Source organism: Stenotrophomonas sp. LMG 10879, from assembly GCF_002750935.1.
In the GTDB taxonomy this organism is placed as follows: Bacteria; Pseudomonadota; Gammaproteobacteria; order Xanthomonadales; family Xanthomonadaceae; genus Stenotrophomonas; species Stenotrophomonas lactitubi_B.
This window is the reverse complement of record NZ_PEJT01000011.1, coordinates 133269-148326: the sequence shown is the minus strand read 5'-3', so window position 1 is coordinate 148326 and position 15058 is coordinate 133269. Positions and strand designations below refer to the sequence as shown.

The following is a 15058-nucleotide window of genomic DNA, read 5'->3' as shown; positions in this document are numbered from 1 at the left end:
GGTGCCGGGACATGCCCGGCACCCTTTGCATGCCGATCGGTAGCGCCGCCCTACCCCGCCTGCTGTTGGTTGCCCGGCATGAGATCAGCTCAGCGCGTGGTGCTGCGCGCGTAATCGCTGGCGCAACCGGCAACAACGCGGCCTTCGTTGGTGCGCATCACGATGTGCTGTGGGATCCAACTGCCACCGCTGAAAGCAACCGGCGGCAACAGGCGCTGCCAGGCAGCCTTGCCGACCCTGTGCGAGGTATCCAAGCCTGCCTGGGCAAGCACGGGCTCCAGCGCAACGTCGCCAAGATCCGCGCCGAAGAAGCCACCGAACGCCAGCGCAATCGTGTGTGTGGAAACGCCGTAGGCCTGGATGGGCGCCTGCAATCCGATCAGCAGCAGGTGCAGATCATCATCATCGACGCTGTAGTTCACCTCGTTGACCGAACGGACTTCCTGCGGCCATTCGAACTGCGGCTGTTCGTAAAGCCGCTGCCAGAACGCCTGCAGCCGGCGCATGCTTCCTTCGTCGGCGCGGCAGTGAATGGCATTCTGCAGGTCCTGGACTTCAACAACCGGCAGCTGTCGTACGGCTGCCCCGTTACCCTTCGTGGCAGGAGCGCAACCCAGTCGATAGCCGTCGCCCGCACTGCGCACGATGATCGGCGTGTAGGGCGTCGACCATAGCTCGAACGGCTCCTGCAGCGTGCTCGACTGCAGCCGCAAGCCGTACGCAGCGACGATACGATCGCGCTGTGCGGAGTCCAGCGCAACTGAGAAACCGAGCGCATCAGCGAACAACCGCGGTACTTCGACACCGTGGACGGTCATCGACTGTGGCGGAGTGATGACGGTCACCCGGTGATCGTCATCCTCGCCCTCCTGCTCGAATCGCCAGTCGCGCAGGTACGGCAGTCGTTCGGCCGCGTCGGCATAGCGTGCCGCGCGCAGGCGGCTGATGACGGCCTGCTGGACGTCCGCGCTCGCACCGCACTCAAGTACGTCCCGCAGGTCATGCAGGAACGGCAGAGCATCGGCGTCTGCCGTCTGCGCAGTGGCAGACCCGCTGCAGGCGACCAGCAGCAGCGCCGAGGCGCAGGTCGTGCGGAAGAACATGGCAGGCGCTCCGGCCCTGGAACTGGCCGCTATTGTGCCCGTGAACGCCCTGATGCTGTCCACTTGGGGACCAACAGTAGATCCACGCCATGCGTGGATGAACGTATTGGAAGCCAGGAGCACCCACGCATGGCGTGGATCTACGGCACGAACTCAAGCCTGGCGTGTCTCTACTTGGTGGTGTAACCACCGTTGACCAGGATGGTCTGCCCGGTCATCCACCAGCCATCGGTTACCAGGAAGCGGATCCACGGCACGATGTCGGCGATGTCGGTCAGGCCGGTACGGGTGAATGCCGACAGCGCCGCGGCGGTCTTGTGATACGCCTGCGCATCGGCACTCTCGGCCGGATAGAAGAACGGCGTATCCATCGGCCCAGGACCGATCGCAGTAACCGAAATCCCACGCTCACCGAATTCCTTCGATGCTGCGCGGGTGAAGTGCTCCACCGGCGCCTTTGTACCTGCGTAGCTGGAATAGAACGGCGTGAACGCGCCGAGCAGTGAAGTGACCAGCGTGCAGATGCGGCCGCCGTCGTTGACATGGCGCCCGGCTTCCTTGAGGAAGAAGAACGCCGTCTTCGCATTGACCGCGCTCATCTGGTCGTACTCCACCTCGCTGATCTCCAGCATCGGCTTCTTCAGTACTTTGCCGACGGTGTTGATGGCGATGTCAGGGCGACCGACGGCGGCAACCGCGTCGGCGAACAGGCGCTCCATCGCCGCCGCCGAGGTCAGATCGGCCTGCAACGCCACCGCCTTGGCGCCTGCGGCCTGCACGGCGGCAACGGTCGCCTCGGCATCGGCCTGGGTGGCGGCGCTGTTGTAGTGGATGACGATGGCCTTGGCGCCCTGCTCGGCGAAGTCGCGGGCGATCAGCCCGCCGAGATTCTTGGCGCCACCGGCGATCAGCACGGTCTTGCCCTGGATACGGTGGTCGGTCATGGCATCGGTCTCGGGGAAGAGGCTGCCGGACTGGCAACCCTGTGCTGACGACGATATCGTGCAGAAATCGCGGATAAAGCCCGCAACATTGACTTAACTTTCCAGAGTGGGCGAACAATGGACCGGATCGAGCGTTTCCGCATCTTTGCGCGGGTGGTGGAGTGCTCCAGCTTCACCCGCGCCGCCGACCAGCTCGGCCTGCCCCGTTCCACCGTGTCTGCGGCCGTGGCGGAGCTGGAGCAGCGTCTGGGCACCCGCCTGCTGCAGCGCTCCACCCGCAGGGTCTCCACCACGCACGATGGCGACACTTTCTACGTACGCTGCCTGCGCCTGATCGCCGAAATGGAAGATGCCGAGTCGCTGTTCCGCCAGGACGACGCACAGCCGAAGGGCCTGCTGAAGATCGATGTGCCCAGCCGGATCGGTCGCCGCATCATCGCTCCGGCCCTGCCCGACTTCTTTGCACGCTATGCGCAGGTGGAAGTGGACCTGGGCATGACCGATCGGGCGGTAAACCTGATCGAAGACGGTTGCGATGCGGTGCTGAGAGTCGGCCAACTGGGTGACTCCAGCCTGGTGGCCCGCACGCTGGGCCAGCTCGACTTCGTCAATGTTGCCGCACCGGCTTACCTGCGCGAACACGGCGTACCGCAGCATCCTGCCGACCTGCAGCAGCACCGTGCGGTGAACTACGCATCGCCGACCACGGCGCGGGTGGAGCCGTGGGAATGGGAGGACGGCGCGCAGCTGCGCACGCTGCCGATGACCGGCTGGGTGCGGGTGAACAACGCCGAGGCATCGATTGCCTGCTGCGTCGCGGGGCTGGGACTGCTGCAGATTCCGCGCTACGACGTGCAGGCCGAACTGCAATCGGGCGCGCTGGTGGAAGTGATGCCGCAGCACGTCGCGCAGCCGTTGCCGGTGACCCTGTTGCTGCCGCATCGGCAGCATCGCGCGCAACGTGTGCAGGTGTTTCTGGATTGGCTGGAGCCGCTGCTGCGCGACGGTTTGCAGCTGCAGTAGATCCACGCCATGCGTGGATGGACGGGCCAGGACATCCGCAGCCACCCATGGGGTGGCTCTACTGGTAGATCCACGCCATGCGTGGATGCATGCATCCGTGCCAACCAAGGTTGGCACCTACCAGGGCGGTGGCCAACCTCAGTAGATCCACGCCATGCGTGGATGGGCGGGCCACGCATCCGTGCCAACCAAGGTTGGCACCTACCAGGGGCGGCGGCCCGGGAAACCCGGGGCATTACGCCCCGGATTCGTCCGGCTTGACCCGGAACCACGCCGCATACAACGCCGGCAGGAACACCAGCGTCAGCACCGTGCCCACGATCAACCCACCCATGATCGAAATCGCCATCGAACCGTAGAACGCACTGCGCGACAGCGGAATCATCGCCAGCACCGCCGCCAGCGCGGTCAGCACGATCGGGCGGAAACGCCGCACCGTCGCATCGATGATCGAATGCCAGCGGTCATGCCCGGCATCGATGTCCTGCTGGATCTGGTCGATCAGGATCACTGAATTACGCATGATCATGCCCGCCAGCGCGATGGTGCCCAGCAACGCCACGAAGCCGAACGGCGCGCGGAACAGCAGCAGGAACAACGTCGCACCGATGATGCCCAGCGGCGCGGTCACCAGCACCATCGCCGCACGCGAGAAGCTGCGCAGCTGCAGCATCAGCAACGTGGCCACCACGATCAGGAACAGCGGCATGCCGGCCTTGATCGAGTTCTGGCCGCGTGCCGAATCCTCCACCGAGCCGCCGGTTTCCAGCAGGTAGCCGCTGGGCAATTCGGCACGGATGCCATCCAGCGTCGGCACGATCTGCTGCACCACGTCCAACGGCTGCTTGCCATCGCTGATGTCGGCACGCACGGTCACCGTCGGCAGGCGGTTGCGGTGCCAGATGATGCCGTCCTCGAAGGCGTATTCCAGCCGCGCGACCTGCGACAACGTCACCGCGGTGCCACTGCTGGTCGGAATCGCCAGGCTGCCGAGCAGGTCCAGCTGCGCGCGCTCGTTGTCCGGGCCACGCAGCAACATCTCGATCTGGCGGTTGCCTTCACGATAGGTGCTCACGCTCATGCCCGACAACGAACTGCTGAGGAACTGGCTGACCTGGGCACTGCTGACACCCAGCGCGCGTGCACGATCCTGGTCGATCACCAGCCGCACCACCTTGCTCGGCTCGCTCCAGTCCAGGTTCACGTTCATCACGTGCGGGTTCTCGCGCACCTTGGCCTCGACCTTGCGCGCAATCGCCTGCACCTGCGCGATGTGCTCGCCGGACACGCGCATCTGCACCGGATAGCCGACCGGCGGGCCGTTCTCCAAGCGCGTCACGCGCATCTGCACATCCGGGAACTGCCTGATCACGTCCTTCAGCATCCAGTCGCGGGTCGATTCGCGGGCCTTGGCGTCTTCGGTGAGCACCACGAACTGGGCGAAGTTGGTGGCCGGCAGCTGCTGGTCCAACGGCAGGTAGAAGCGCGGAGAACCGGTGCCGACGTAGGCCACGTAGTTGCTGATGCCTTCGCGGCCCTTCAACAGCTTCTCTAGCTTGTCGGCCTGTGCCTGGGTCGCGGCCAGCGACGCACCTTCGGCCAGCTCGATGTCCACCATCAGTTCCGGGCGGGTCGAGTCGGGGAAGAACTGCTGCGGCACGAAGCGGAACAGCATCAGCGAACCGATGAACAGCGCGATGGTCGCGCCGATCACCCACCAGCGATGGCGCAGGCAGGTATCCAGGAAGGCCCGGAAACGGGTGTAGAACGGCCGCTGGTACGGATCATGGTCGTGCGCATGCTCCTTCGGAGCGATCCAGCGCGCGAGTGCCGGATGCCGGTCTGCCCACTGCAGGCGCTTGGCACGCCAGCGACCGGCCAGACTGTCCGGCTTCGGCAGCTGCGGATTGAACAGGTCCGGCAGCATCTTGTCGCCCAGGTACGGGATGAACAGCACTGCCGCGATCCATGACACCACCAACGCGATGGTCACTACCTGGAACAGCGAGCGGGTGTATTCACCGGTGCTCGATGCGGCAGTGGCGATGGGCAGGAAGCCGGCAGCAGTGATCAGGGTGCCGGTCAACATCGGGAAGGCGGTGGATTCCCAGGCGAAACTGGCCGCGCGCAGGCGGTCGTAGCCCTGCTCCATCTTGGTGGCCATCATCTCCACCGCGATGATCGCATCGTCCACCAGCAGGCCCAGTGCCAGCACCAGCGCACCCAGCGAAATCTTGTGCAGGCCGATGTCGAAGTAGTGCATGACGAAGAAGGTCATCGCCAGCACCAGCGGAATGGTCACGCCCACCACCAGGCCGGTACGCAGGCCCAGCGAGAAGAAGCTGACCAGCAGCACGATCACCACCGCTTCGGTGAGTACCTGCACGAACTCGCCCACCGACTCTTCCACCGCATGCGGCTGGTCGGACACCTTGCGCAGCTGCATGCCGGCCGGCAGGGTCTTCTGCAGGCGTTCGAACTCGGCATCCAGGGTGGCACCCAGCTTGAGGATGTCACCGCCGTCCTTCATCGCCACCGCCAGGCCGATCGCATCCTGGCCCATGAAGCGCATCTTCGGCGAAGAGGGATCGGCAAAGCCGCGCTTGACCTCGGCAATGTCGCCCAAGTGCAGCGTACGTTCGCCGGCCTGGATCGGGAATCTGCGGATGTCCTCGATCGAATCGAACTGGCCGGTCACGCGCAGCTGCACGCGGTCGGTCGGAGTCTCGAAGAAACTGGTGGCGGAAACCGCGTTCTGATCGGCCAAGGCCTGCTGCACCTGCTGCAGCGATACGCCCAGCGTGGCCAGCTTGGTGTTGGACAGCTCGATCCACACCTTCTCGTCCTGCAGGCCGACCAGGTCGATCTTGCCAACGTCGGGCACGCGCTGCAGTTCCAGCTGGATGCGATCGGCATAGTCGCGCATCACCGCGTAGTCGAAGCCTTCGCCGGTCAGCGCATAGATGTTGCCGAACGTGTCGCCGAACTCATCGTTGTAGAAGGGCCCGACGATCTCCCTCGGCAGCGTCGCGCGGATATCGCCCACGCGCTTGCGCACCTGGTACCACAGGTCCGGGATCTGCTTGGAGCGCAGGCTGTCGCGCGCCATGAAGATCACCTGCGACTCGCCCGGCCGCGAGTACGAACGGATGAATTCGTACTCGCCGGTGTTCATCAGAGCTTTCTCGATCGGCTCGGTCACCTGCCGCGAGACCTGCTCGGCGGTGGCGCCCGGCCACATCGTGCGTACCACCATCGCCTTGAAGGTGAACGGCGGATCTTCGGACTGGCCCAGGTGCTTGTACGACCAGGCACCGATGACCGCGAACGCCAGCATCGCGAACAACACCAGCGCACGGTTGCCCAGCGCCCATTCGGAGAGATTGAAGCGGCGCACGGGTCAGTGCCCCTTGCCTGCGGCCGGCGCCGGCTTGGCGGCCGACGGTGCCAGCACCGGGCGGTTCTGGCGATCGACCGGCGTCACCACCTGGCCTTCGCGCAGCAGATGGCCGCCGGCAGCGACCACCCAGTCCGCCGCGCCCACGCCGGACACCACGGGCACGGCCTGCGCGCCATAGGCACCGACCTGCACCGGGGTTGCCTTCAGCGCACCACTGGACGGATTGACCACCCACACGCTGGCCTTGCCGTCACTGCCGCGCAGCACGGCCGCCAGCGGCAGCTGCAACGCGCCGCTGCGACCGGCAGTGGCGAACACCCGCGCACTCTGGCCCAGCTCCACTTCGCTCAGTGCTTCCGGCGCCAGGCTGACCCGCGTGGCATAGGTGCGGGCCTGTGCATCGGCGGCCGGGGCGATCTCGCGCAGGGTGCCGGGCAGAAGCTGACCCGGGCGGTTCCACAGTTCCACCTGCACCGACTGCCCGACCTTGTAGTCGCGGATGTTGCTTTCCGGCAGCGCGATCAGCACCTCGCGGCCACCATCGGCGGCCAGGGTGAACACCGTCTGCCCCGCGCTCACGACCTGCCCGGCTTCGGCCTGGCGGCTGGCGATCACGCCATCGGCGGGCGCGCGCAGCTGCGCGTACTCGGCCTGGTTGCGGGCCACGGCAAGGTTGGCCCGCGCGGCATTGGCCTGGCCTTGTGCGGCCTTGAACGCCGCCGTCTGCTGGTCCAGTGCCGAGCGGCTCACCAGCTGGTCTTCGGCCAGCTTGGCGTAGCGCTTCTGGTCATCGCGGGCGCGCACCAGGTCTGCTTCCGCCGCCGCCAGCTGCGCCTGCGACGCCGCCGCCTGCGAGGCGTAGTCGGCCGCATCCAGCTCGGCCAGCAGCTGGCCCTTCTTCACCCGCTCGCCGGCGTCGACGTGGCGCTTGACCAGATTGCCGCCAACGCGGAACGACAGGGGACTTTCCTGGCGGGCACGCACCTCGCCGGGGTAGGCGGCCGCGGCTTGTCCGTCCTGCGTGGTGGGATGCACCACCAGCACCGGAATGGCCTCCACCGGCTCGGCGGCCTGCTTGCCGCACGCTGCCAACACCACGACCAGTACGCCTACGCCCAACCAACGCATGTTTTTCATGAGGTACAGGACCTGAAAAGAAATCCGGGGGGAACGCGCCGGCAACATACTGTTGCAACGCGTACATTAGTGAACCAGCCGGTATAGTATAAATATCGAACCGCTTGGTCTAGTATTAGCGGGATGAGTTCTCCCACTTCCCGAAAGCCGTTGGCCAAGCCCGCTGCCAAGGCTGCCGGTCCCGGGCGCCCCAAGGATCTGGGCAAGCGCGCGGCGATACTCGAGGCAGCCAAGACACTGTTCATCGAACAGGGCTACAGCGGCGTGAGCATGGACAGCATCGCGGCCCAGGCCGGCGTCTCGAAGCTGACCGTATACAGCCATTTCGGCGACAAAGAGACCCTGTTCTCCGAAGCTGTGCAGTCCAAGTGCATGGAGATGCTGCCCGACGCACTGTTCGTGGCCGACGTCGAAGGCCCCCTGCGCGACCAGTTGCTGGGCATCGGCATGGCGTTCTTCGAGATGATCACCTCCGACGCGGCCCTGTCGATCCAGCGGGTGATGATGGCCCCGGAGACCGACGAGCGCCTGCGCGAACTGTTCTGGCAGGCCGGCCCGCAACGCACCTGCGAGGCGCTGGCCGACTTCATGCGCTTGCGTGCCGAGCGCGGTGAACTGGACATCCCCGACTGCTACATCGCCGGCCAGCAGTTCCTGACCCTGGTGAAGGGCGAAGTGCACATGCATATGATGTGCGGCATGCCACTGTCACCCGTCGAGACCGATGCTGCCCTCCACGTGGCCGCCAGCGTGGATTTCTTCCTGCGCGCCTACGCCCCGCGAGAGGCCGGAACCGCTGGATAACCAAAACTGAACGAACCGGAGGTCGCGATGACTTCCGGCACTGCGACCCCGGCCACCCCGCAGCTGATGCTCTGGGCGCGCCGCCGGCCTCCGGCACCGGTAAAATGGCCGGCCCACTGCGCTGGATTTGAACCTCATGACGATTGATTACGCCCACGCCCGCGAACTGATGGTGGAACAGCAGATCCGTCCCTGGGACGTGCTGGACATCAAGGTGCTCGACGTCCTGGCCCGCCTGCCGCGCGAGGCCTTCGTCGCCGACGCGCACCGGGCGCTGGCCTATGCCGATGTCGAACTGCCGATCGGCAACGGCCAGAAGATGATGAAGCCGGTCATCGAGGGCCGTACCCTGCAGGCACTGGATCTGCAGCCGGGTGACGAAGTGCTGGAAATCGGCACCGGCAGCGGCTTCCTGTCGGCCTGCATCGGCGCGCTCGCGCGCGACGTGTTGAGCCTGGAAATCGATCCGGAACTGGCCGCTGCTGCACGCGCCCGCCTGGATGCCACCGGCCTGGGCACCAACGTGCGCGTGGAAGTGGCCGATGGCCTGGCCTGGCAGACCGAACGCCGCTTCGACGTGATCTGTGTCACTGGCGCCGTTGACGTGGTGCCGTCACAGTTCGCTTCGTGGTTGCGTCCGGGTGGTCGTCTGTATGTCATCCAGGGCCGTTCGCCGGCCATGGAAGCGCTGCTGGTGAAGGCCGATGGCAGCACCGAGTCGCTGTTCGAGACCGATATCGATTACCTGCGTGGTGCCGCCCCGGCCCCCCAGTTCCACCTCTGAGTCCAAGGAAGCCGCAATGATCCGCCGATCCCTCGCTGTTGCGCTGGCCACTGCCCTGCTGCCGTTGTCCGCCCATGCCGCCGACCTGCTGCAGGTCTATGAAATGGCGCGCAATGGCGACCCGCAGCTGTCCGCCGCCGAATCCACCCGGCTGTACGACAAGGAAGGCGCCGTGCAGGCGCGCGCTGCCCTGCTGCCGCAGATCAACGGTGCAGCGCAGCTGAACCGCTCGCGCAGCGAGCCGAACGCTGATGCCAACTCCGGCTCGTTCACCAGCAAGCGCCGCAGCTATACCGTTGATGGCACCCAGACGCTGTTCAACTGGACGCAGATCAACAACCTGCGCTCACAGCGCGAGCTGAGCAAGGCGGCGGATTTCACCCTTGATTCGGCCAACGACAACCTGATCGTGCGCACCTCGGCGGCTTACTTCAACGTGCTGGTGGCGATCGAATCGCTGAACGCCGCACAGACCAACGAAGCGGCCGCGAAGAAGCAGTTCGACTTCGCCGACAAGCGACTGGAAGTGGGCCTGGCGCCGATCACCGACGTGCACGAAGCACGCGCCCAGTACGACCAGGCGCGCGCCAACACGATCGTTGCGCAGAACACCCTGGCCGACAACTACCAGGCCCTGACCGAACTGACCGGCCAGCCGGTGATGAACCTGAAGGGCCTGCCGGCCGATTTCCGTCCGGAAGTGCCGGCCAACCGCGGCAACCTGGACCAGCTGGTGCAGCAGGCGACCACGCAGAATCCGGCGCTGAAGGCGCAGGAACTGAAGGTCGGTGCCGCCGAAGCCGGCGTGCAGGCGGCCCGTGGTGGCCACTACCCGACCCTGTCGCTGGGCGGCAGCTGGGGCAAGAGCGCGACCTGGGGCGACAGCGTCGGCGCCGGTTCGCTCTCCCCCGATGCACGCACCAACAGCATCGGCCTGACTCTGAGCGTGCCGATCTTCTCTGGCGGCGCCACCCAGTCCGGCGTGCGCCAGGCGCTGGCACAGCGTGACATCGCCCAGGATGGTTTCGAGCAGCAGAAGCGCGCACTGGACCGCAACACGCGCAATGCCTACCAGACCCTGGTGCAGGGCATCAGCGAAGTGGAAGCGCGCCGCCTGGCCGTGGTTTCCGCACAGAGCGCCTACGATGCCTCGCAGGTCGGCCTGGAAGTGGGTACCCGCACGGTGCTGGACGTGATCCAGAACCAGCGCATCCTGTTTTCCGCGCAGCTGGATTACGCACAGGCCCGCTACAACTTCCTGCAGAACCGCCTGCTGCTGAGCCAGGCCGTGGGTGGCCTGGATGTCGCCGAGCTGCAGGACATCAACCGCCTGCTGACCCAGGACGCGGGCAACCCGTCCACGACCACGAACTGAGTCGGCGCACCGGTCTGATCAGAAAGCCACCCGCAAGGGTGGCTTTTTTAGTGATCGCAGATGGCTGGCGCCGCGCGTGGCGCTAGCGCGAACGCCCCGCCTGTCGACGCATTACGCCTGCCGAAACGACCGCCAGCACCACCAGCAGCGGCAGGAACAGCCGGGACGTAACAGCTGGCAACAGGCACAGGGCGGTCGCCACAAGTGCGAGCAACATCGGGATCAGTCGCCATTCGACGCCCGCCGTCCGCGACTGCCATTGGCTGCGGGCAACGCCCAGGCACACGGCGGCAAGGACCAGCAGGCCTGCAGGCCCGGGCAACTGCGGAAGCCAACCATCCGGCAGCGACAACGCCAAGGCAGCCGCCAGCACGGTCAGCGCAAGCGTCACCAGCAGACGCGCATGGGGGCCCGCATCACCCGACGCAGGCCGCCACAACTCCAGCCCCAACCGCGCCGCCAACAGCAGCGACACCATCTGCAGGGCCGCCAGCCCGGCGCTGCCCGCCAATGGCAACAACGGCAGAAACCATTGCAGCTGCGGCACGCCCTGCAATGCCACCGACAGCGGCCGGGTGCTGGCCAGGGCCGCAAACTCGACCAGGCCCGATTGCAGCGCAGCCACTACCATCAGCCACAACATCGCCATCAGCAACGCCGCGCCGGCGGCGTTGGAAACCTGCGGACGAGGGCGCGGCAGCCTCCCGGCAAACCCTGCCAGCAGACCTGCACCGAGCAGGACACCGAGCAATGCCACACCCGCTGCAAGCACGCCGCCCAATCCGAAGCGGTAGGGCGCGGTCGCTGATGGCAGCCAGGGAATCCAGTGTGCGTAGTGCACGTGGCGTGCCGCCAGCAACAACAGCAACAGGCCCACGCCCAGCTTCACCGTCAGCAGTGCACTGGCCACCAGCAACGCGCACGGCATCCGCAACACTGCAGTGGCAGCGCCCAGCAGCAACAACAGGATCGACGCCGCCATCGGCAATGGCATCCACTGCGTGGGAGCGACGTCGACGGCCCCAGCGGCGGCGTACAGATGGCTCGCCATCGATTGCGCCTGGCCTGCGGTGGTCGCCGTCAGTTCCAGCAGCAGGGCGATCACCAGTACATCCGCAAGCGGCTTGCCCCAGGCGGCACTGAGCAGACCGTGCAGACCGGAAGGATCCGGCACGCGCCGCATCGCCGAACGCAGGCAATACAGCATCGGCAGCGTGCCCAGCGCCGCCAGCAGCAGGCTGAGGACAATGGCGGGCCCGGCCTGCGCCGCCGTATGCTGGCCGACCAGGGCGACAACGCTGCCGCCCATCAGCAGGGTCAGCGCCACCACCAGCAGATGGTCGGTGCCCAACCCTCTGGTCTTCGCGCTGCCCTGCAGCGCGCCTCCGTTGTCGCCGATCATTCAAAGCTCCCTTGATGTCGTCCAAGCGCGGTCGACAGCAGGCTGGCAGCCTGACGCGGTAGGCGGAATCGGAATCTGCGCCATACGAATGATGCTGTGACAGCCTGCACGCAGCGGACGGCGGCAGCGGTCCGGCTACGACAGATTCAAGGCCATCAAGCGCGCTTGATACAGGCGATCACGACAGAGAGAGCCAGCGGGCAGGAGGCCTGGCGGCAACACACGGGGGCTCAGGCCAGCGGTGGCGGCAAATGCGGAGCCACCAGCTGCAGGGTCCGCTGCAGCGCGCCGCGACCATTGCTGACCAGCGTGCAACCGGCGCGGGCCATGTCTTCACGCGCCTGCGCGTCGTCGAGCAGGTGCAGCAGCAGATCACCCACCGCCTGCACGTCCTCACCGATCAGCAGTGCGCCGGCCTCACGCATGCGCCGCGAGATCTCGGCGAAGTTGTGCAGGTGCGGGCCAGTCACCGCTGCAGTGCCCATTGCCGCAGGCTCCAGCAGGTTGTGGCCGCCGATGGCCTGCAGGCTGCCGCCCACGAAGGCAACCTGGGCACAGCCGTAGAACGGCATCAGTTCGCCCAGCGTGTCGATGACGAAGACATCGCTGGCGGCCCCTGGCCACTGCTGTGCGCGCCGCGTCGCCACGTTCCAGCCCTGCTCGCGGGCCAGCGCCTCCACCTTGGGGAAGCGCTCCGGATGCCGCGGCGCCCACAGCAGCAGCAGGTCCGGATGCTGCTGGCGCAGGCGGCGGTGCAGGTCGATCACCGCCTGCTCTTCGCCATCATGCGTGCTGGCCGCGATCCATACCGGGCGCATGGCCGGTACGTGGGCATGGAACTGTTCGATGAACGGCTGCACGTCCGGCGTGGCGATGTCGAACTTCAGGTTGCCCAGCGCCTGCACCTGTTCCGGCGCCGCCCCCAGCTGCACGAAGCGTGCGGCGTCGTCCTGTGACTGTGCGGCCACGCAGGTGACCGTGCGCAGCGCACGCCGGATCAACGCCGCCAGTACGCGGTAGCCGCGCAGCGACCGTGCCGACAGGCGTGCATTGAGGATGTAGACCGGAATGCGACGGTCGCGGCAACCGAACAGCATGTTCGGCCACAGCTCGGTTTCCAGGATCAGCGCCAGGCTGGGCTGGAAGTGGCCGAGGAAGCGGTTAACGCTGCCCGGCACGTCGTAGGGCAGGTACACGTGGTCCAGCGCATCACCCCACAGCGCGCGCACCCGTTCCGAGCCGGTCGGGGTGATGGTGGTGATGACCCAGCGGATGTCCGGCCGCTGCGCGCGCAGCGCGTTGACCAGCGGTGCAGCGGCGTTGACCTCGCCCACCGAGACCGCGTGCAGCCAGACCCGCGGCTGGCCGCTCGGCTGCGGATAGGACGCATAGCGTTCATCCCAGCGCCGGAAGTATTCACGGACCCGGAAGCCGCGCCAGACCAGGTGGTACACGGTGATCGGCAGCAGGAGGTACAGCACGGCCGAGTACAGGCCACGCAGGATCCATTCGACAGGGTCTTTACGCATGCGGCAAGGATACGGGAGCCCCCCGGGAAAGACACGCGGCCGGGTTGGTAGAATGGCGGCATGTCCGATGCCACCACCGCCGTCCGTCCGTCGCTGCGCGATCCACGCAACTGGCCGATGTTTGCCGTCATGTTCACCGCCTTCGGGATCGCCCGGCTGCCGTGGACGCTGCAGCGCGTGCTCGGCCGCGGCGTCGGCTCGATCGCCTGGCGCCTGGCCGGCAGCCGCCGCCACGCCGCCGAGGTCAACCTCAAGCTGTGCTTCCCCGAGAAGGACGAGGCCTGGCGCAAGCGCCTGGTGCGCGACAGCTTCGACGCACTGGGCGTGGGCATCTTCGAATGCGCGCGCTCCTGGTGGGGCAGCATCGACAGTATCCGCCCGCAGGTGCACATCGAAGGGCTGGAACACCTCAAGCAGATGCAGGCCGAAGGCCGTGGCGTGCTGCTGGTCTCGGGCCATTTCATGACCCTGGAGATGTGCGGCCGCCTGCTGTGCGACCACGTCGACCTGTCGGGCATGTACCGCAAGCACAAGAACCCGGTGTACGAGTGGGCGGTGAAATTCGGTCGCCTGCGCTACGCCAAGGCGATGTACGCCAACGAGGACATCCGTGCGACGGTGCGCCACCTGAAGAAGGGCGGCTTCCTCTGGTACGCGCCCGACCAGGACATGCGCGGCAAGGACACGGTGTTCGTACCGTTCTTCGGCCACACCGCATCCACCATCACCGCGACCCACCAGTTGGCGCGGATGACCGGATGTGCGGTCATCCCCTACTTCCATCGTCGCGAAGGCGGGAAGTACTTCCTGAAGATCGGCGCGCCGCTGGAGAACTTCCCCAGCGAAGATGTCGAAGCGGATACCGCGCGGGTCAATCAGGCCATCGAACAGATGGTGCGCGAGGCGCCGGACCAGTACCTGTGGATCCATCGCCGCTTCAAGCGTCAGCCCGGTGGGCGGAGCGATTTCTACAAGTGATTTGACGGGCGGTCGGGAACGCCCCATCCACGCATGGCGTGGATCTACTGAATAGACACGACCATCGTCGCGCGCACTCCAGTAGATCCACGCCATGCGTGGATGCTCTCCGTTCCGACACCGGAATCTACAACGGCCAGCGACACCACGCATGCGGGTATTCCCCCAACTCGCTGGCCAGTCCAGCCCGCACCGGATTGGCCAGGATGTACATCGCCTTTTCATGAAGGGATTCATCGGTGCGCACCGCATGGTCGTGGTAGCCGTGCTGCCACAGCGGCCCTTTCAGTCCCAATTGCCGGTTCAGCAGCCGACTGCTGCGTGATTTGAGCACGGCCATGCACTGGGCCAGGGTTCCCTTCTGCAGTTCCATCAGCCAGTGCAGGTGGTCGGGCATCACCACCCAGGCGAAGCTGTGGCTGAAACCATTGCGTTCGATGAAACGCAGGGTATCGACCAGGACCGCCACGTTGGCGGCATCGGCGAACAAGGGCGCACGGCCGTGGGTCGCCGTGGTCAGTGAGTACACGTTGCCGGTTCGGGAATAGCGACCGTAACGGAGTCTGGGGCTTGCCATGG

The 15058-nt window shown here is 66.2% G+C and carries 12 protein-coding genes; 5 read left to right on the top strand and 7 right to left on the bottom strand.

Annotated features, from left to right (window positions below; genetic code table 11):
* Positions 1–89 precede the first annotated feature (89 nt).
* Together CR919_RS16970 and CR919_RS16965 are read right to left on the bottom strand one after the other, a co-directional pair.
* Positions 90–1226, bottom strand: a complete 1137-nt coding sequence (locus CR919_RS16970) for a hypothetical protein (RefSeq protein ID WP_133119632.1) — start codon at positions 1224–1226, stop codon at positions 90–92.
* A 47-nt stretch (positions 1227–1273) separates the two neighbouring features.
* Entirely contained in the window at positions 1274–2047 is a 774-nt protein-coding gene (locus tag CR919_RS16965) for an SDR family oxidoreductase (protein ID WP_099821006.1), read from the bottom strand.
* Positions 2048–2164: 117 nt separating this feature from the next.
* Here CR919_RS16965 and CR919_RS16960 point away from each other — a divergent pair, with 117 nt between their 5' ends.
* On the top strand, positions 2165–3070 hold the full coding sequence (locus tag CR919_RS16960; RefSeq protein ID WP_099821005.1) for a LysR family transcriptional regulator: 906 nt from the start codon (positions 2165–2167) through the stop codon (positions 3068–3070).
* Positions 3071–3305: 235 nt separating this feature from the next.
* Here the strand turns inward: CR919_RS16960 and CR919_RS16955 are convergent, their stop codons facing one another.
* Together CR919_RS16955 and CR919_RS16950 are read right to left on the bottom strand one after the other, a co-directional pair.
* Positions 3306–6467, bottom strand: a complete 3162-nt coding sequence (locus CR919_RS16955; protein ID WP_099821004.1) for an efflux RND transporter permease subunit — start codon at positions 6465–6467, stop codon at positions 3306–3308.
* 3 nt (positions 6468–6470) lie between these two features.
* On the bottom strand, positions 6471–7607 hold the full coding sequence (locus CR919_RS16950) for an efflux RND transporter periplasmic adaptor subunit (RefSeq protein WP_099821003.1): 1137 nt from the start codon (positions 7605–7607) through the stop codon (positions 6471–6473).
* A gap of 123 nt (positions 7608–7730) precedes the next feature.
* Between CR919_RS16950 and CR919_RS16945 the strand changes: the two genes are divergently transcribed.
* The 3 genes from CR919_RS16945 to CR919_RS16935 all read left to right on the top strand — a co-directional run bounded on the left by CR919_RS16945 (position 7731) and on the right by CR919_RS16935 (position 10570).
* The gene (locus CR919_RS16945) at positions 7731–8411 is read left to right on the top strand and encodes a TetR/AcrR family transcriptional regulator (protein ID WP_099821002.1); all 681 of its coding nucleotides are present in this window, start codon (positions 7731–7733) and stop codon (positions 8409–8411) included.
* A 136-nt stretch (positions 8412–8547) separates the two neighbouring features.
* Positions 8548–9195 carry a protein-L-isoaspartate O-methyltransferase gene (locus CR919_RS16940; protein ID WP_032975442.1) on the top strand — a complete coding sequence of 216 codons (648 nt, stop codon included), beginning with the start codon at positions 8548–8550 and terminating at the stop codon, positions 9193–9195.
* Positions 9196–9211: 16 nt separating this feature from the next.
* Positions 9212–10570, top strand: coding sequence for a TolC family outer membrane protein (locus CR919_RS16935; RefSeq protein WP_099821001.1), 1359 nt, complete (start codon positions 9212–9214; stop codon positions 10568–10570).
* 82 nt (positions 10571–10652) lie between these two features.
* On the opposite strand, the gene CR919_RS16930 is transcribed toward CR919_RS16935, so the two are convergent.
* Positions 10653–11972 carry an amino acid transporter gene (locus CR919_RS16930; protein WP_243380269.1) on the bottom strand — a complete coding sequence of 440 codons (1320 nt, stop codon included), beginning with the start codon at positions 11970–11972 and terminating at the stop codon, positions 10653–10655.
* Positions 11973–12202: 230 nt separating this feature from the next.
* Positions 12203–13501, bottom strand: a complete 1299-nt coding sequence (waaA, locus tag CR919_RS16925) for a lipid IV(A) 3-deoxy-D-manno-octulosonic acid transferase (protein ID WP_099821000.1) — start codon at positions 13499–13501, stop codon at positions 12203–12205.
* Positions 13502–13561: 60 nt separating this feature from the next.
* Between waaA and CR919_RS16920 the strand changes: the two genes are divergently transcribed.
* Positions 13562–14479, top strand: a complete 918-nt coding sequence (locus CR919_RS16920; protein ID WP_025874133.1) for an LpxL/LpxP family Kdo(2)-lipid IV(A) lauroyl/palmitoleoyl acyltransferase — start codon at positions 13562–13564, stop codon at positions 14477–14479.
* A gap of 127 nt (positions 14480–14606) precedes the next feature.
* Here the strand turns inward: CR919_RS16920 and CR919_RS16915 are convergent, their stop codons facing one another.
* The gene (locus tag CR919_RS16915; protein ID WP_099820999.1) at positions 14607–15056 is read right to left on the bottom strand and encodes a transposase; all 450 of its coding nucleotides are present in this window, start codon (positions 15054–15056) and stop codon (positions 14607–14609) included.
* Positions 15057–15058: the final 2 nt, after the last annotated feature.